This is a genomic window from Streptomyces sp. ALB3, assembly GCF_044385685.1.
Taxonomy (GTDB): Bacteria; Actinomycetota; Actinomycetes; order Streptomycetales; family Streptomycetaceae; genus Streptomyces.
Genome location: NZ_JBISCE010000043.1, coordinates 31,834 through 48,649, shown reverse-complemented (window position 1 = coordinate 48,649; position 16,816 = coordinate 31,834). Strand labels below are relative to the sequence as shown.

15 protein-coding genes are annotated in these 16,816 nt (G+C 71.1%); 11 read left to right on the top strand and 4 right to left on the bottom strand.

The annotated features are described in order from the left end of the window. Nucleotides 1–12: 12 nt before the first annotated feature. The 3 genes from ACHFIV_RS28565 to hutI all read left to right on the top strand — a co-directional run bounded on the left by ACHFIV_RS28565 (nt 13) and on the right by hutI (nt 3,845). Entirely contained in the window at nt 13–1,236 is a 1,224-nt protein-coding gene (locus ACHFIV_RS28565; protein ID WP_398974961.1) for an allantoate amidohydrolase, read from the top strand. Beyond that, entirely contained in the window at nt 1,227–2,597 is a 1,371-nt protein-coding gene (locus tag ACHFIV_RS28560; RefSeq protein WP_398974950.1) for a formimidoylglutamate deiminase, read from the top strand. Before ACHFIV_RS28565 ends, ACHFIV_RS28560 begins: the two co-directional genes overlap by 10 nt. A 75-nt stretch (nt 2,598–2,672) precedes the next feature. Further along, nucleotides 2,673–3,845 (top strand): imidazolonepropionase, encoded by a 1,173-nt coding sequence (gene hutI, locus ACHFIV_RS28555; protein ID WP_398974947.1) that lies wholly within the window; start codon nt 2,673–2,675, stop codon nt 3,843–3,845. Between the two features lie 184 nt (nt 3,846–4,029). Here the strand turns inward: hutI and ACHFIV_RS28550 are convergent, their stop codons facing one another. Then, entirely contained in the window at nt 4,030–5,022 is a 993-nt protein-coding gene (locus ACHFIV_RS28550; RefSeq protein ID WP_398974944.1) for an RNA polymerase sigma factor SigF, read from the bottom strand. Between the two features lie 293 nt (nt 5,023–5,315). Between ACHFIV_RS28550 and ACHFIV_RS28545 the strand changes: the two genes are divergently transcribed. Beyond that, a complete protein-coding gene (locus tag ACHFIV_RS28545; protein WP_398974941.1) occupies nt 5,316–5,684 on the top strand; it encodes an STAS domain-containing protein in 369 nt (122 codons plus the stop codon). A 199-nt stretch (nt 5,685–5,883) separates the two neighbouring features. Further along, on the top strand, nt 5,884–6,375 hold the full coding sequence (locus ACHFIV_RS28540; protein ID WP_398974939.1) for an ATP-binding protein: 492 nt from the start codon (nt 5,884–5,886) through the stop codon (nt 6,373–6,375). A gap of 107 nt (nt 6,376–6,482) precedes the next feature. Here the strand turns inward: ACHFIV_RS28540 and ACHFIV_RS28535 are convergent, their stop codons facing one another. Continuing rightward, nucleotides 6,483–7,973, bottom strand: coding sequence for an oligopeptide:H+ symporter (locus ACHFIV_RS28535; protein ID WP_398974936.1), 1,491 nt, complete (start codon nt 7,971–7,973; stop codon nt 6,483–6,485). A gap of 489 nt (nt 7,974–8,462) precedes the next feature. Here ACHFIV_RS28535 and ACHFIV_RS28530 point away from each other — a divergent pair, with 489 nt between their 5' ends. Both ACHFIV_RS28530 and ACHFIV_RS28525 read left to right on the top strand, forming a co-directional pair. Next, a complete protein-coding gene (locus tag ACHFIV_RS28530) occupies nt 8,463–9,140 on the top strand; it encodes a response regulator transcription factor (protein ID WP_329210334.1) in 678 nt (225 codons plus the stop codon). A gap of 14 nt (nt 9,141–9,154) precedes the next feature. Continuing rightward, nucleotides 9,155–10,423, top strand: coding sequence for an ATP-binding protein (locus ACHFIV_RS28525; protein WP_398974933.1), 1,269 nt, complete (start codon nt 9,155–9,157; stop codon nt 10,421–10,423). Nucleotides 10,424–10,440: 17 nt separating this feature from the next. On the opposite strand, the gene ACHFIV_RS28520 is transcribed toward ACHFIV_RS28525, so the two are convergent. After that, nucleotides 10,441–10,959 (bottom strand): GtrA family protein, encoded by a 519-nt coding sequence (locus ACHFIV_RS28520; protein ID WP_398974931.1) that lies wholly within the window; start codon nt 10,957–10,959, stop codon nt 10,441–10,443. 195 nt (nt 10,960–11,154) lie between these two features. Here ACHFIV_RS28520 and ACHFIV_RS28515 point away from each other — a divergent pair, with 195 nt between their 5' ends. Genes ACHFIV_RS28515 through ACHFIV_RS28505 form a run of 3 tightly spaced genes read left to right on the top strand, consistent with a single transcriptional unit; the run spans nt 11,155 to nt 14,021 of the window. Next, complete coding sequence (locus ACHFIV_RS28515) at nt 11,155–12,285, top strand: 5-(carboxyamino)imidazole ribonucleotide synthase (protein ID WP_398974958.1); 1,131 nt, start codon at nt 11,155–11,157, stop codon at nt 12,283–12,285. Continuing rightward, entirely contained in the window at nt 12,282–12,818 is a 537-nt protein-coding gene (gene purE / locus ACHFIV_RS28510; RefSeq protein ID WP_398974928.1) for a 5-(carboxyamino)imidazole ribonucleotide mutase, read from the top strand. The genes ACHFIV_RS28515 and purE overlap by 4 nt, the downstream gene beginning before the upstream one ends. A gap of 9 nt (nt 12,819–12,827) precedes the next feature. Next, complete coding sequence (locus ACHFIV_RS28505; RefSeq protein WP_398974925.1) at nt 12,828–14,021, top strand: dipeptidase; 1,194 nt, start codon at nt 12,828–12,830, stop codon at nt 14,019–14,021. A gap of 54 nt (nt 14,022–14,075) precedes the next feature. Here ACHFIV_RS28505 and ACHFIV_RS28500 read toward each other — a convergent pair whose 3' ends face one another. Beyond that, the gene (locus ACHFIV_RS28500) at nt 14,076–15,419 is read right to left on the bottom strand and encodes a UDP-glucose dehydrogenase family protein (protein WP_398974923.1); all 1,344 of its coding nucleotides are present in this window, start codon (nt 15,417–15,419) and stop codon (nt 14,076–14,078) included. A gap of 197 nt (nt 15,420–15,616) precedes the next feature. On the opposite strand from ACHFIV_RS28500, the gene ACHFIV_RS28495 reads away from it, so the two are divergent. Continuing rightward, entirely contained in the window at nt 15,617–16,774 is a 1,158-nt protein-coding gene (locus ACHFIV_RS28495) for an acyl-CoA dehydrogenase (protein ID WP_398974955.1), read from the top strand. The last annotated feature ends 42 nt before the right edge of the window (nt 16,775–16,816 follow it).

Here is a 16,816-nt window from a genome sequence, read left to right as displayed (position 1 = left end):
CCTTCCGACTCGATGTGGCGTGGTCTCGCACCGATCGGGCTCGACCCCGGCAGCGGCGGGTACCGCCGGTACGCGTGGACCGGCGCCGACCTGGACTGCCGGGAGTGGTTCCGCGCACAGGCCGAGGCCCGCGGGCTCGTCCACGAGACCGACCGGAACGGCAACCAGTGGGCCTGGCACGGCGACCCGCTCGCCGGTGACGCCGTGGTCACCGGGTCCCATCTCGACTCCGTCCCCGACGGCGGGGCGTTCGACGGCCCTCTCGGTGTGGTGTCCGCCTTCGCCGCCCTGGACGAACTCCGCCGCAGGGGAGCGGAGTTCACCAGGCCCTTCGCCATCGTCAACTTCGGCGACGAGGAAGGGGCCCGCTTCGGCCTCGCCTGTGTCGGCTCCCGGCTCTCCGCCGGACAGCTGACCCCCGAGGACGCGTACCGGCTGCGCGACGGGGACGGGGTGACACTGCCGCAGGCCATGGAGGCGGCGGGGTACGACCCCGGCGTCATCGGGCCCGATCCCGGACGTCTGGCCCGCATCGGCGCGTTCGTCGAGCTCCACGTCGAGCAGGGGCGCGCCCTCGACCTGACCGGGGACCCGGTCGGGGTCGCCTCGGCCATCTGGCCGCACGGCCGCTGGCGGTTCGACTTCCGGGGCGAGGCCAACCACGCCGGCACGACCCGGCTCGCCGACCGCCGGGACCCGATGCTCACGTACGCCGAGACCGTGCTCGCCGCCCGGCGCGAGGCGGAGCTCGCCGGAGGCCTCGCGACCTTCGGCAAGATCTCCGTCGAGCCGAACGGGGTCAACGCGATCCCCTCACTCGTGCGGGCGTGGCTCGACTCGCGGGCCGCCGACCAGGCGACTCTCGACGCCGTCGTGCACGGTGTGGAGCGCGCCGCGCGGGAACACGCCGAGCGGGCCGGCATCGGACTCGACGTCGTACGCGAGTCGTTCACGCCGGTGGTGGACTTCCAGCACGCGCTGCGGGACGAGATGCGCCGGGTGCTGGAGGGGCGCGGCCGCCACGGTGCTGACGGCGCGGAGCGCCCCGTTCCCGTGCTCGGTACGGGGGCGGGACACGACGCGGGTATTTTGTCCGCTTCCGTGCCGACCGCCATGCTGTTCGTACGGAATCCCACCGGGATCTCGCACTCACCTGCCGAGCACGCGGCCGAGGACGACTGCGTGGCCGGGGTGAGGGCACTCGCCGACGTACTGGAAGGTCTCGCGTGCAGCTGACAACGCAACCGACGGGCACACCGGTCACCGCGACGTACTGGCTGTCGCACGCCTGGCTCGGCACCCACGTCGAGCCGGGCGTCCTCCTGGACGTGGCCGGCGGGCGTATCGCCGGTGTCAGGACGGGCATCGACTCGCCGCCGCCCGGTGCCACCGCGCTGCACGGGCTGACCGTGCCGGGGCTGGCCAACACCCACTCGCACGCATTCCACCGCGCGCTGCGCTCCACCGTCCAGGTGGGCTCCGGCACCTTCTGGACCTGGCGCGAGCTGATGTACCGGACGGCCTCCCGCCTCTCTCCCGACACCTACTACGACCTGGCCCGCGCCACGTACGCCGAGATGGCGCTGGCCGGGATCACCGCGGTGGGTGAGTTCCACTATCTGCACCACGCGCCCGGCGGCACGCCCTACGACGACCCCAACGCCATGGGTGAGGCGCTCATCGCCGCCGCGGCGGAGGCAGGCATCCGCATCACCCTCCTCGACACCGCCTATCTCGCCGCCGGATTCGGTGAGAAGCCGAGCCGGCACCAGCTCCGCTTCTCCGACACCACCGCCGACGCCTGGGCCGGGCGTGCCTCCGCCCTCAAGGGCGACGGCGACCTGGTGGTGATCGGCGCCGCGATCCACTCCGTGCGCGCGGTCCCGGCGGGTCAGCTGTCCACCGTCGCGCAGTGGGCACAGGAGCGTTCGGCCCCCCTGCACGTCCACCTCTCCGAACAGACCGCGGAGAACGACGCCTGCCTCGCCGCCCACGGGCGCACTCCCGCCAGGCTCCTCGCCGACCACGGGGTCCTCGGCCCGCACACCACGGGGATCCACAACACGCACCTCACCACCGAGGACATCGAGCTGCTCGGCTCCTCCCGCACGGGCACCTGCATGTGCCCCACTACCGAACGCGACCTCGCCGACGGCATCGGGCCCGCCACCGCTCTCCAGGGCGCGGGTTCCCCCCTCTCGCTGGGCAGCGACAGCCACGCCGTGATCGACCTCTTCGAGGAGGCCAGGGCGATGGAGCTCAACGAACGACTGCGCACCCATGTACGCGGTCACTGGACGGCGGCAGCCCTGCTCAGGGCGGCTTCGGCCGCGGGGCACGCCGCGCTCGGGCGGCCCGACGCGGGCGTGCTCGAACCGGGCGCGCCCGCCGATCTGGCCACCGTCGCGCTGGACTCCGTCAGAACAGCGGGGCCGGTGCCCCGGCTGGCGGCCGAAGCAGCCGTGTTCGCCGCCACGGCCGCCGACGTGCGGCACACCGTGGTGGCGGGCCGGCACATCGTCCAGGACGGCAGGCACACGCGGGTCGAGGACGTGCCCGGAGCACTCGCCTCGGCCGTCGCCGCCCTGTACGCCTGAGCGCCCCGCCGGCCCGCACCCGGCCCACGACCCCGGCGGTCCGGCCGGGAGAACCCCGACGAAAGCCGTGCACGGATGACGACGACCGCCATCACCCACATCGCGAACCTGGTCACCAACGACCCCTCCCTAGGAGACGGGACCCCCCTGGGCCTGGTCCAGGACGCGGCCGTCGTCATCGACGGCGACCGCGTCGTGTGGACCGGTGAATCAAGCAGAGCACCCGCCACCGACAACGCCGTCGACGCGGGCGGACGTGCCGTGATCCCGGGCTTCGTCGACTCCCACTCCCACCTGGTGTTCGCGGGCGACCGCACCGCCGAGTTCAACGCCCGCATGTCCGGACGTCCCTATTCCGCCGGAGGCATCCGCACGACCGTGGCCGCCACCCGCGCCGCCTCGGACGACGAGCTCTCCGCCAACGTCGCGCGCTACCTCGCGGAGGCACTCCGGCAGGGCACCACCACCTTCGAGACCAAGTCGGGCTACGGCCTCACCGTCGAGGACGAGGCGCGGTCCCTGCGCGTCGCCGCCCGCCACACCGACGAGGTCACCTTCCTCGGGGCCCACATCGTGTCCCCCGACCACGCCGACGACCCCGCCGGCTACGTGGACCTCGTCACCGGGCCGATGCTGGACGCCTGCGCCCCGCACGCCCGCTGGATCGACGTCTTCTGCGAGCGGGGCGCCTTCGACGAGGACCAGGCGCGTGCGGTGCTCACCGCGGGCCTGGCCAGGGGCCTTCAGCCCCGCGTCCACGCCAACCAGCTCGGTCACGGCCCCGGCGTCCGGCTCGCCGTGGAGCTGGGCGCGGCCTCCGCCGACCACTGCACCCACCTCGACGACGCGGACCTCGAGGCACTCGGCCAGAGCGGCACCGTCGCCACCCTGCTCCCCGGCGCGGAGTTCTCCACCCGCGCGGCGTGGCCCGACGCCCGCCGCATCCTCGGCGCTGGTGCCACCGTCGCCCTGTCGACGGACTGCAACCCGGGCTCGTCCTTCACCTCCTCCATGCCGTTCTGCGTCGCGCTCGCCGTCCGGGACATGGGCATGACCCCCGACGAAGCGGTCTGGTCCGCCACCGCCGGAGGCGCCGCCGCGCTCCGTCGCACCGACGTCGGCCGCGTCACCCCCGGCGCCCGCGCCGACCTCGTCATCCTCGACGCGCCGAGCCACGTCCACCTCGCCTACCGGCCCGGGGTCCCGTTGGTGCGCGCCGTGTGGCGGCGGGGGGAGCGGGTGGTCTGACCTCCTGGGGGAGGGGCCGGTGTCCCTGCCGGGGCGTCCGCGCGCGCCCGGCCGGGCCCGGCCCCGCGACCCCCGGTGACGCGGCCCGGTCGTGCCACTCCGTCAGCAACGCGGAAGGACCCGCCCGACGGCCCGGGCAGGTCCTTCCGCAACGAACGTACCGGCCGGTGCCGGTGACGCCGGATCACTCCTCCACGGTCAGGCCCTTCCTGAGCTTGACCAGGGTCCGGGACAGCAGCCTGGACACGTGCATCTGCGAGATGCCGAGCTCCTCGCCGATCTCCGACTGCGTCATGTTGGAGACGAACCGCATGGAGAGGATCGTCCGGTCACGCAGGGGGAGCGAGGCGATGAGCGGCTTGAGGGACTCGACGTACTCGATGCCCTCGATGCCGTTGTCCTCGTAACCGAGGCGGTCCGCGAGGGCGGCCTCGTTGCCGTCACCGTGGTCGTCGGGCTTGGCGTCCAGCGAACTCGCGGTGTACGCGTTGCTCGCGGCCATGCCCTCGACGACCTCGTCCCTGCTGAGTCCGAGACGGTCGGCGAGTTCGAGGACCGTGGGCGCGCGGTCCAGCTTCTGGGCCAGCTCGTCGCCGGCCTTGGCCAGGTCCAGCCGCAGCTCCTGGAGGCGGCGCGGGACGCGCACGGACCAGCTGGTGTCACGGAAGAAGCGCTTGATCTCGCCGACGATGGTGGGCATCGCGAACGTCGGGAACTCCACGCCCCGGCTGAGTTCGAAGCGGTCGATCGCCTTGATCAGGCCGATGGTTCCGACCTGGACGATGTCCTCCATGGGTTCGCTGCGCGTGCGGAACCTCGAGGCGGCGAACCGGACGAGCGCCAGGTTGAGTTCGACGAGGGTGTTGCGGACGTACGCGTGCTCGTGGGTGCCCTCCTCAAGGGCTTCGAGCCGCGCGAAGAGCGTCTTCGACAGGGCCCTCGCGTCCAGCGCGCCGACTTCGGCGTGGTGCGGGATCTCGGGAAGTCCGTCGAGGCCCTCGAACGCGTCCTCCGGAAGGAGATCGTCGGTGCTCAGGCCGGTGGTGGTGCCGGTGGTGCGGGTGCTGGCGCGCGGGCCGGGTACGGCGCTCGCGGCAGCGGAGTAGGAATCGGTCGGTCCCTGAGGACATGCCGACGTCGCGGTGTGGGTACGCGGTACGTCGAGCCGGGGTGACATGGTTCTCCTCCATCGTTCTCGGCATATGGCTGCCGATGCCCATACGTCTTCCTGCGGTGTAGCGGCGCCTCCGAAGCCGGTCGAAACTCCTTGGGGTGGATGTCCCTCCTACCCTTACCCGCTCCCAGCGGTGAGTTACAAGCGCCAATTACGCCCATATGTCCGGTTTGTTGAGTTCTTCGACTACCGTGTGGCGAGGGAAACGCGTAATGTTTCACGCACGTCGGGGGCAGCCACGATGAAGCCGCGTGCACAGGGGCGCGGGCAGTGACGGACGGCGAAGAGGGACGGGCATGGACCGCGGGACGGTCGGCAGTGCGAACCGGGGTCGGCTACAGGTCGAGGTCCGGGCCGAGGGCCGCAGCGAAGTCGTGACGCCGGTGGGTGAGCTCGATCACCACACGGCCGATCTGCTGCGGGAGCCTCTGGAGAGTGCGGTCGAGCAAGGACGTACGCGCCTGGTGGTCGACTGCGCCGGGCTGGACTTCTGTGATTCCACCGGGCTCAACGTGCTGCTCGGCGCGCGCCTGAAGGCGGAGGCCGCCGGCGGCGGCGTCCACCTGGCCGCGATGCAGCCCGTGGTGGCCCGGGTCTTCGAGATCACGGGGGCGGAGGCGGTATTCGCCGTCCACGCCACGCTCGAAGACGCTCTGAGCAGCTGATTCGGCGTTCCCCATGCTTAATCCCGGCTTCCGGCATCCCGGCCGTCACGCGCGTCACGCTCATGGCGTAGGCGAAGTGGGTGTCGTCACCAATCGGCCGGGCAGGAGACATTCAGTCGGGGGCATGAAACCCGCACAAGCTGTACTTGATCAGTATCTGTTCGATGGCAACACGGTGAATCGGTGAGGTGAAGCGCTGATGAGCACCACCCGGCAGCATCCGCCGGGCGGCCTCGGCCGCGAGCCGGACGGCACGGGCCCGGCCCCTGCCGCGCCCGCTGACGCGCAGTGGCGCACGCTCTCGCTGAGAGAGGCCACGGGCATCGTGCCCATGGCCCGCGACTTCGCCAGGCAGGCGCTCCACGACTGGGGCTGGCTGCCCGCGTCCGGCGCCGACCGGCGGGCCGCCGCCGAGGACGTCCTGCTGGTCGTCTCCGAGCTCGTCACGAACGCCTGCCTGCACGCGGACGGTCCCGAGGAGCTCCGCATCGCCTTCTCGGCCAAGGCGCTCCGGGTCGAGGTCGTCGACGGCGGCGCCGGGCAGCCCGCGCCGCGCACCCCGCACCGCGCGGGGCGGCCCGGCGGGCACGGCATGTTCATCGTGCAGCGGCTCTGCCTCGACTGGGGCGTGTCGCGTACACCGGACCAGCCCGGCAAGACCGTCTGGGCGGAGCTCCCGGTGCCCTCGTAGCCCCGGCAGCCACCCGGCCACCCCGCACACGCCGCGCGTCGCTTACGACCAGGGGCCCCGCACCGCGATTCGGTGCGGGGCCCCTGGTCGTGCGGGCGGGGTCCGTGTCAGCGGACGTCGCCCATGAGCGCCTTGACCTTGCCGCGGTACATGAAGATCGCGACACCGGCGAGGACGGCGAGTGCGGCCTGGAGGGCCACCACACTGTTGCCGTTCAGCTCGACACCCGCGATGGACAGCAGGCCCGTGGTGCAGTCACCGGCGGTGACGGCCAGGAACCAGACACCCATCATCTGGCTGGCGTACTTGGCCGGGGCCATCTTCGTGGTGACCGAGAGGCCGACCGGGGAGAGCGTCAGCTCGGCGACCGTCTGGACGAAGTAGATGGCGACCAGCCACATCGCGGCGGCCTTGTGGCCGTCGCCCGCGATGGCCAGCGGTGCGAGGAAGAGGAAGAACGACGCGCCGACCAGTACCAGGCCGGAGCTGAACTTCACGATGGTGCTGGGCTCCTTGCCCCGCCGGTTCAGCGCCAGCCAGAAGGCGGCGAAGACCGGGGCCAGTGCCATGATCAGGATCGGGTTGACCGACTGGTACCAGGAGACCGGGAAGGCCCAGCCGAGCACCGAGTTCTCCGCGGAGGACTCGGCGAAGATCGCCAGCGTCGAACCGCCCTGGTCGTAGATCATCCAGAAGATGGCGGCGGCCACGAAGAACCAGATGTAACCGGACATCTTCTTCTGCTCGGTCTGGCTGAGCTCCTTGTCGCGCTTGATGCGCGCCAGGACCATCACCGGGATGACCAGGCCCGCGATCGTGATCGGGACCAGCAGCCAGTTCAGCGTGTAGACACCGGTGACGACCGTGCCGAGGTAGAAGACGGCCGCGACGCCGAGCCAGATCATCGACTTGCGCAGGGTGGACGCGCGCTCGTCGGCCGAGAGCGGCTTGGGCACGACGAGGCTGCGGGCGTCGAGGTGGCGGGTGCCGAGCAGGAACTGGGCGACGCCGAGCCCCATGCCCAGGGCGGCCAGGGCGAAGCCCAGGTGCCAGTTCACGTTCTCGCCGACGGTGCCGATGATCAGCGGGGCGGCGAAGGCACCCATGTTGATGCCCATGTAGAAGATCGTGAAGCCACCGTCGCGGCGCGGGTCGTCCGGGCCGTCGTAGAGGTGGCCGACCATCGTCGAGATGTTGGACTTCAGCAGACCGGAGCCGATCGCCACCAGGCCGAGCCCGGCGAAGAAGGTGCCCTCCGAGGGCAGTGCCAGCGTCAGGTGGCCGAGCATGATGACGCCGCCCGCGATGGCGACGGTCTTGCGGGGGCCCCAGACGCGGTCGCCGAACCAGCCGCCGGGCATGGCGAGCAGGTACACCAGCGACAGGTAGACCGAGTAGATCGCCGTGGCCGTGGCGGGGTTCATGTGAAGCCCGTTGGGAGCGATCAGGTAGAGCGGGAGAAGGGCGCGCATGCCGTAGTAGCTGAAGCGCTCCCACATCTCCGTCATGAAGAGAGTGGCCAGGCCGCGGGGGTGGCCGAAGAAGGTCTTCTCGGAGCCGGAAGTACTGGCCGAGTCCTTCGTCAGGCTGGACGCCATGGTCGATCCTTGCTGGTCGGGACGCGCCGCCTCGTGAGCGGTACGCGCCCGGTGGGGGGTGGCCGGCACCGGGGCGGACGCGCCCCACCCCTGACGCCTCGAGGGATTCGATCCGGCCACCCGATCCGTAGGGGAGTGCGGGGGCGGGGTCGTGGGACCGACCGCTCAGGGATCCACGCCCGGCGCGCGTCCTCGCGCTCCGGGCCCGGCCCACAGGTCATTCACTGGTCGGGGCCGGCGAGAACCGGCCCGTACACAAAAGTGACCCTTGGCGCTAAAAGCAGCCCAAAGGTCCTTCGGCGGTGCAACAGGCGTCGAGCCACCATACGACACGACACACGGGGATATGGAAGGACTTGAGAGATGGATCACAGGTTTACGTGGAACCACATTCCCATATTCAAAGGCGGATGCCCGATTCGTGGCCCTGACCCGCAGGGCTTGACCAGTGCCTCACTCCAGCAGGCCCGTGCGGACTACCATCACTGCATGACCCGTGTACTGCTCGCCGAGGACGACGCATCCATCTCGGAGCCACTGGCCCGCGCCCTGCGTCGTGAGGGTTACGAGGTCGAGGTCCGCGAGGACGGTCCGACCGCGCTCGACGCAGGCCTCCAGGGGGGCGTCGACCTGGTCGTCCTCGACCTGGGGCTGCCCGGGATGGACGGTCTGGAGGTCGCCAGGCGGCTGCGGGCCGACGGTCACGCGGTACCGATCCTGGTGCTGACCGCCCGGGCCGACGAGGTCGACACGGTCGTCGGTCTCGACGCGGGAGCGGACGACTACGTCACCAAGCCCTTCCGTCTGGCCGAGCTGCTCGCCCGGGTCCGCGCCCTCCTGCGACGCGGTGCCACCGAGTCCGCCCCCCAGCCGGCCACGCACGGCGTCAGGATCGACGTCGAATCGCACCGGGCCTGGATGGGTGAGGAGGAACTCCAGCTCACCGCCAAGGAGTTCGACCTGCTGCGGGTCCTCGTGCGGGACGCCGGCCGGGTCGTCACCCGCGACCAGCTGATGCGCGAGGTCTGGGACACCACCTGGTGGTCCTCCACCAAGACCCTCGACATGCACATCTCCTGGCTCCGCAAGAAGCTCGGCGACGACGCGGCCAATCCGCGCTACATCGCCACCGTCCGGGGCGTCGGCTTCCGGTTCGAGAAGAGCTGACGTACAGAACACTCATGCGCCGCCGACTGATCAACTCCACGCTCGCCGTGGTGCTCGTCGTGATCGCCGTCTTCGGCGTCTCCCTCGTCATCGTCGAGACCCGCACCATCAGCAACAGTGCCCAGGAAAGTGTCGACTCCGAGGCCTTCCGGCTGATCAGCGTCGTCGAGAGCCGGCTGCTCGGGGCCGAGCGGATCACCCCCGAGGTCCTCGCCGAGCAGGTGGACCCCAGCCGCTACGCCCGCGTGGAGATCCCCGGGCGGGCCCCCATCGAGGTCGGCGAGCGCCCCACGGACAGCGACGTCACCCGCAGCACGGAGACCGGGGAGCAGGGCGAGAAGGTCACGGTCGAGGAGTCACGCTCCGCGGTGACCCGCGAGGTGGGACGCACCCTGCTGATCATCGGAGCGGTGGCGCTCCTCGCCATCATCTCCGCCGTACTCCTCGCCGTGCGCCAGGCGGACCGGCTGACCTCCCCGCTCACCGACCTCGCCGAGACCGCCGAGCGCCTCGGATCAGGTGACCCCCGCCCCCGGCACAAGCGGTACGGGGTCACGGAGCTGGACCGGGTCGCCGACGTCCTCGACTCGTCCGCCGAGCGGATCGCCCGGATGCTGACCGCGGAGCGGCGCCTCGCCGCGGACGCCTCGCACCAGCTCCGTACGCCCCTGACCGCCCTCTCCATGCGGATCGAGGAGATCTCCGTCACCGACGACCCGGAGACGGTGAAGGAGGAGGCGAACATCGCGCTCACCCAGGTCGAGCGGCTCACGGATGTGGTGCAGCGCCTGCTGACGAACTCCCGTGACCCGCGCACCGGCTCCGCCGTCGTCTTCGACCTCGACGAGATCGTCAAGCAGCAGATCGAGGAATGGCGCCCCGCCTACCGCAGCGCCGGCCGTGCCGTCGTCTGCTCGGGGAAGCACGGCCTGGAGGCCGTCGGCACGCCCGGGGCGGTCGCCCAGGTACTCGCCGCGCTGATCGAGAACTCGCTGATGCACGGGGGCGGAACCGTCGCGCTGCGCACCCGCATCACCGGGAACCAGGTCGTCGTCGAGGTCACGGACGAGGGGCCCGGCGTGCCCGCCGACCTCGGTGCGCGGATCTTCGAGCGCACCATCAGCGGCCGCAACTCCACCGGAATCGGCCTCGCCGTGGCCCGGGACCTCGCCGAGGCCGACGGCGGCCGGCTCGAACTGCTCCAGCAGCAGCCCCCGGTCTTCGCCCTCTTCCTCAGCCGGGTCGCGCCGGGCCGCAAGGAATCCGTACGCCCGGTGCGCTGAGGCCCGGCTCGCGGGCCTCAGTGGGGCACGGGGCCGGAAATCACCTCGTCGGAGGGCCGCCGCTGTTCCAGAAACCGCTCCGCGTCGAGCACGGCCTCCTTGGCGGGCAGCGTCTTGAAGACCCAGGTGCGGTAGGACCAGAAGCGGAACAGTGTGGCGATCCCGATGCCGACGATCTTGAACACGTTGCTCTGGACCGGGCTGTTCCACCCGAAGCCGTACGTCGCCGCGTAGAGCACGCCTGTCTCGATCACCGCGCCGACCGCGCTGAACAGCAGGAACAGTGTCAGCTCCCGGGTCCGGCCGGTCTTGTCGCGGTCCCGGTAGGTCCAGTAGCGGAAGCCGACGTAGTTGAAGAGGATGGCGACGACCGTCCCCATCAGCCCGGCACGCACCACCGGGATGTCCGTGGTGCGCCAGATCAGGTTGGAGACGGCGATGTTCACGACCAGGCCGAGTGCGCCGACCGCACCGAACTTCGCGACCTCCCGGGCCAGCAGATCAAGCCGGGTCCGCAGTGCGCCCCGTTCGCTCATGGTGATCGCTCAGCCCCGTCCGGTCGGTTTCGTCAACCCGGCCATGCTAACCAGCCCTCCCGTGTGATGCCGGTGAGCAGGCGGGCCCGCGCGACGAGGCGTCCGCCCCGGCGAGGGCCGGGGCCCGGCCGGAGAGGGTGAGGGGAGCTCCCGCACGCCCGATACCCTGGAGACGTGACGTTCCCTGTAGTCGGCATGGTCGGCGGCGGTCAGCTCGCCCGTATGACCCACGAGGCGGGCATCCCCCTCGGCCTGAAATTCAAGCTCCTCAGTGACACCCCTCAGGATTCGGCCGCCCAGGTGGCCGGCGAAGTCGTCATCGGCGACTACCGCGACCTGGAGACACTGCGCGCCTTCGCACGCGGCTGTGACGTGATCACCTTCGATCACGAGCACGTGCCGACCGAGCACCTGCGGGCCCTGGAGGCGGACGGGATTCCCGTCCGCCCCGGCCCCGACGCTCTCGTGCACGCCCAGGACAAGGGGGTGATGCGCGCGAAGCTCACCGAGATCGGGGCGCCCTGCCCCCGGCACCGCCTGGTCACGGACCCGGCGGACGCCGCCGCCTTCGCCGAGGAGGTCGGGGGCTTCCCCGTCGTCCTCAAGACGGTCCGGGGCGGCTACGACGGCAAGGGCGTCTGGGTGGTGCGCTCCGAGGCGGACGCCGCCGAGCCCTTCCGGGCCGGTGTCCCCGTCCTCGCCGAGGAGAAGGTCGACTTCACGCGGGAGCTGGCGGCCAACATCGTCCGCTCGCCGCACGGCCAGGCGGTCGCCTACCCCGTCGTCGAGTCCGTCCAGGTCGACGGGGTCTGCGACACGGTCACCGCCCCGGCGCCGGGCCTGGACGAACGCCTCGCGGGCGAGGCCCAGCAGCTCGCCCTGCGGATCGCCGCCGAACTCGGCGTGGTGGGCCACCTCGCGGTCGAGCTCTTCGAGACGCGCGGACCCGACGGGACCCCCGGCATCCTCGTGAACGAGCTCGCGATGCGACCGCACAACTCCGGGCACTGGACCCAGGACGGTGCGGTCACCTCGCAGTTCGCCAACCACGTGCGGGCCGTCCTGGACCTCCCGCTCGGCGACCCGCGCCCGCGCGCCACCTGGACGGTCATGTGCAACGTCCTCGGCGGTGACTACCCGGACATGTACCAGGCGTACCTGCACTGCATGGCACGCGACCCGCAGCTCAAGATCCACATGTACGGCAAGGACGTGAAGCCGGGCCGCAAGGTGGGCCACGTCAACACCTACGGCGACGACCTGGCGGACGTGCGGGAGCGCGCCCGGCACGCGGCCGACTACCTGCGAGGAACGATCACCGAATGACCGCACCAGGCTCCGCCCCCGTCGTCGGCATCGTCATGGGCTCGGACTCCGACTGGCCCGTGATGGAAGCGGCCGCGAAGGCCCTCGACGAGTTCGAGATCCCCTACGAGGTCGACGTCGTCTCGGCGCACCGCATGCCGCACGAGATGATCGCGTACGGCGAGAGGGCCGCGGACCGCGGTCTCAAGGCGGTCATCGCGGGGGCGGGCGGAGCGGCCCACCTGCCCGGGATGCTCGCCTCCGTCACGCCGCTGCCCGTGATCGGGGTGCCGGTGCCGCTGAAGTACCTCGACGGCATGGACAGCCTGCTGTCCATCGTCCAGATGCCGGCCGGGGTGCCCGTCGCCACGGTCTCCGTCGGCGGCGCCCGCAACGCGGGCCTGCTCGCCGCGCGCATCCTCGCCGCCCACGACAGCGCGCTGCTGGAGCGGATGAAGGAATTCCAGCAGGAGCTCAAGGAGCAGGCGACCGAGAAGGGCAAGCGCCTGCGCGCCAAGGTCCAGGGCGCGGACTCCTTCGGCTTCGGGAAGTAGGCGGTCACGATGGACGACCTGGACCGCGCCCGGCTGCTCCTCGCCGACCACCCCGTGGTCGACGGCCACAACGACCTCCCGTGGGCCCTGCGCGAGCAGGTGGGCTACGACCTGGACGCCCGCGACATCTCGTCGGACCAGACCGGGTCGCTGCACACGGACATCCCGCGGCTGCGGGCCGGGGGCGTCGGCGCGCAGTTCTGGTCCGTCTACGTCCCGCCCCGCCTGACCGGCGACGCCGCGGTCAGCGCCACGCTGGAACAGATCGACGTGGTCGGCGAGATGCTCGCCCGCTATCCGCACGACCTTCGGCGGGCCCTGACCGCCGACGACATGGAGACGGCCCGCGCCGAGGGCCGCATCGCCTCCCTGATGGGTGCCGAGGGCGGTCACTCGATCAACAACTCCCTGGGCACCCTGCGCGCCCTGTACACCCTGGGCGTCCGCTACATGACGCTGACGCACAACGACAACACCGACTGGGCGGACTCGGCGACCGACTCCCCGCGGGTCGGCGGCCTGTCGGAGTTCGGCCGTGAGGTCGTACGCGAGATGAACCGCGTCGGGATGCTGGTCGACCTCTCCCACGTGGCGGCCACCACGATGCGGGACGCGCTCGCGACCTCCGTGGCACCGGTGATCTTCTCGCACTCCTCCGCCCGCGCGGTCTGCGACCACCCGCGCAACATTCCCGACGACGTGCTGCGGATGCTCGCGGCCAACGGCGGCGTGGCGATGGCGACCTTCGTCCCGAAGTTCGTCCTGCCGGCGGCCGTCGAGTGGACGCTCGCCGCCGACCGCAACATGCGGGAGCACGGCCTGCACCACCTGGACACCACTCCGGCGGCCATGCGGATCCACGCGGACTTCGAGGCGGTCAGCCCGCGCCCGATGGCCACCGTGGCCACGATCGCCGACCACCTCGACCACATGCGTGAGATCGCCGGCATCGACCACGTCGGCCTCGGCGGCGACTACGACGGCACGGCGTTCCTCCCGCTCGGACTGGAGGACGTGTCGGGCTACCCGAACCTGATCGCCGAGCTGCTCACGCGCGGCTGGTCGGAGGGCGACGTGGCCAAGCTGACGTGGCAGAACGCCGTACGCGTCCTGCGCGACGCCGAAGCGGTGGCCCGCGGCCTGAGTGCCAGGACGGGCCCGTCCCACGCGACGATCGACGAGCTGGACGGCCCGGCGCACTGACAGGCGGGACCCGGCAGGGAGGCGGCGGCCCCGGGGGGCCGCCGCCTCCTCGCGTCAGGCCTTCGGGCGGCCCATCGCCCGGTACGTCCAGCCGGCCTCGCGCCACACCGTGGGGTCCAGCGCGTTGCGGCCGTCCAGGATGATCCGCCGCCCCGCGGCCTCGCCGAGGGCCGCCGGGTCCAGCTCCCGGAACTCGCGCCACTCCGTCAGGTGCAGCACCACGTCCGCACCGCGCACCGCGTCCAGCGCCGTGTCCGCGTAGCCGAGCGTCGGGAAGAGCCGCCGGGCGTTGTCCATGCCCTTCGGGTCGAAGACGGTCACCTGGCCGCCCTGGAGGTGGATCTGCCCGGCGACGTTCAGGGCCGGCGAGTCACGTACGTCGTCGGAGTCCGGCTTGAAGGTGGCACCCAGCACCGCGACCCGCGTGCCCAGGAACGACCCTCCGCCCACGGCCTCGCGCGCCAGCTCCACCATGTGCCCGCGCCGGCGCATGTTGATGGAGTCGACCTCCCGGAGGAAGGTCAGTGCCTGGTCGGCGCCCAGTTCGCCGGCGCGCGCCATGAAGGCCCGGATGTCCTTGGGCAGGCAGCCCCCGCCGAAGCCGATCCCGGCCCGCAGGAACTTCTTCCCGATGCGCTCGTCGTGGCCGATCGCCTCGGCGAGCTTCACCACGTCGCCGTCCGCCGCCTCGCAGACCTCGGCCATGGCGTTGATGAAGGAGATCTTGGTGGCGAGGAAGGAGTTCGCGGAGGTCTTCACCAGCTCGGCGGTCGGGAAGTCCGTCACCACGAAGGGCGAGCCCTCCGCGATCGGTCCCGCGTAGACCTCGCGCAGCAGCTTCTCGGCCCGCTCGCTCTCGACCCCGACGACGATCCGGTCGGGGTGCAGGGTGTCCTTCACCGCGAAGCCCTCGCGCAGGAACTCCGGATTCCAGGCCAGCTCCGCGTCCGTCCCCACCGGTGCCAGCTCGGCCAGCCGCGCCGACAGGCGTGCGGCGGAACCGACCGGGACGGTGGACTTGCCCACGACCAGCGCGGGGCGGGTCAGCTGCGGGGCCAGCGACTCGAAGGCGCTGTCGACGTAGCTCATGTCGCAGGCGTACTCGCCGTGCTTCTGGGGCGTGTTCACGCAGACGAAGTGCACATCGCCGAAGGCGCCGACCTCCTCCCAGGAGGTGGTGAACCGCAGCCGCCCCGTGGACCCCTCGATGCCGGCGACGTGCTTGTGCAGGATCTCCTCGAGCCCCGGCTCGTACATGGGCACCCTGCCGGCCGAGAGCATCTCGATCTTCTCGGGCACGACGTCGAGCCCGAGGACTTCGAAGCCCAGTTCCGCCATGGCCGCGGCATGGGTGGCGCCGAGGTAGCCGGTGCCGATCACGGTGATCCTGAGGGCCATGGGTGCTCCTGAACGATGCGGACAGACGTGCGGAGCCGAGCATATCCGGGCGTGCGGAACGCTGGTTTCCGGCCGCGTCCGGCGCCGTCCCCGCGGTTGTCGGCAAGCTCACGTGTCCGGCCCGTATGCCTTCGCTCCGCAGGGCCACTAAAATTGGGTTACTTAACGGTAGTTAGCATTCTTGGGGAGTGAACATCTTGGCGGGTTCGACCGATTTCGACCTGTACCGTCCGGCCGAGGAGCACGACATGCTCCGCGAGACGATCCGTTCGCTCGCCGAGGCGAAGATCGCCCCGCACGCCGCCGCGGTCGACGAGGAGGCGCGCTTCCCCCAGGAGGCGCTGGACGCCCTGGTCGCCTCGGACCTGCACGCGGTCCACGTCCCGGAGGAGTACGGCGGCGCGGGCGCCGACGCGCTCGCCACGGTCATCGTGATCGAGGAGGTGGCCCGCGTCTGCGGGTCCTCCTCCCTCATCCCGGCCGTGAACAAGCTGGGCTCGCTCCCGGTGATCCTCTCCGGTTCCGAGGACCTCAAGAAGAAGTACCTGGGCCCGCTCGCCAAGGGCGACGCGATGTTCTCCTACGCCCTGTCCGAGCCGGACGCCGGTTCCGACGCGGCGGGCATGAAGACCAAGGCCGTCCGCGACGGCGACTTCTGGGTCCTCAACGGTGTGAAGCGCTGGATCACCAACGCGGGCGAGTCCGAGTACTACACGGTCATGGCCGTCACCGACCCGACGAAGCGCTCGAAGGGCATCTCGGCGTTCGTCGTCGAGAAGTCCGACCCGGGCGTGTCCTTCGGCGCCCCGGAGAAGAAGCTCGGCATCAAGGGCTCCCCGACGCGCGAGGTCTACCTCGACAACGTCCGTATCCCCGCCGACCGCATGATCGGCGAGGAGGGCACCGGCTTCGCCACCGCGATGAAGACCCTGGACCACACCCGCATCACGATCGCGGCCCAGGCCATCGGCATCGCCCAGGGCGCCCTGGACTACGCCAAGGGCTACGTCCAGGAGCGCAAGCAGTTCGGCAAGCCGATCGGCGACTTCCAGGGCGTCCAGTTCATGCTCGCCGACATGGCGATGAAGCTGGAGGCGGCCCGCCAGCTCACCTACGCGGCAGCGGCCAAGTCCGAGCGCCTCGACGGCGACCTGACCTTCTTCGGCGCGGCGGCCAAGTGCTTCGCCTCCGACGTCGCGATGGAGGTCACCACCGACGCGGTGCAGCTGCTCGGCGGCTACGGCTACACCCGTGACTACCCGGTCGAGCGCATGATGCGCGACGCCAAGATCACCCAGATCTACGAGGGCACGAACCAGGTCCAGCGGATCGTCATGGCCCGCAACCTGCCGTAACGGCTCCTCACGACAACGCACTGTGCCCCCGGCAGCCGCCGG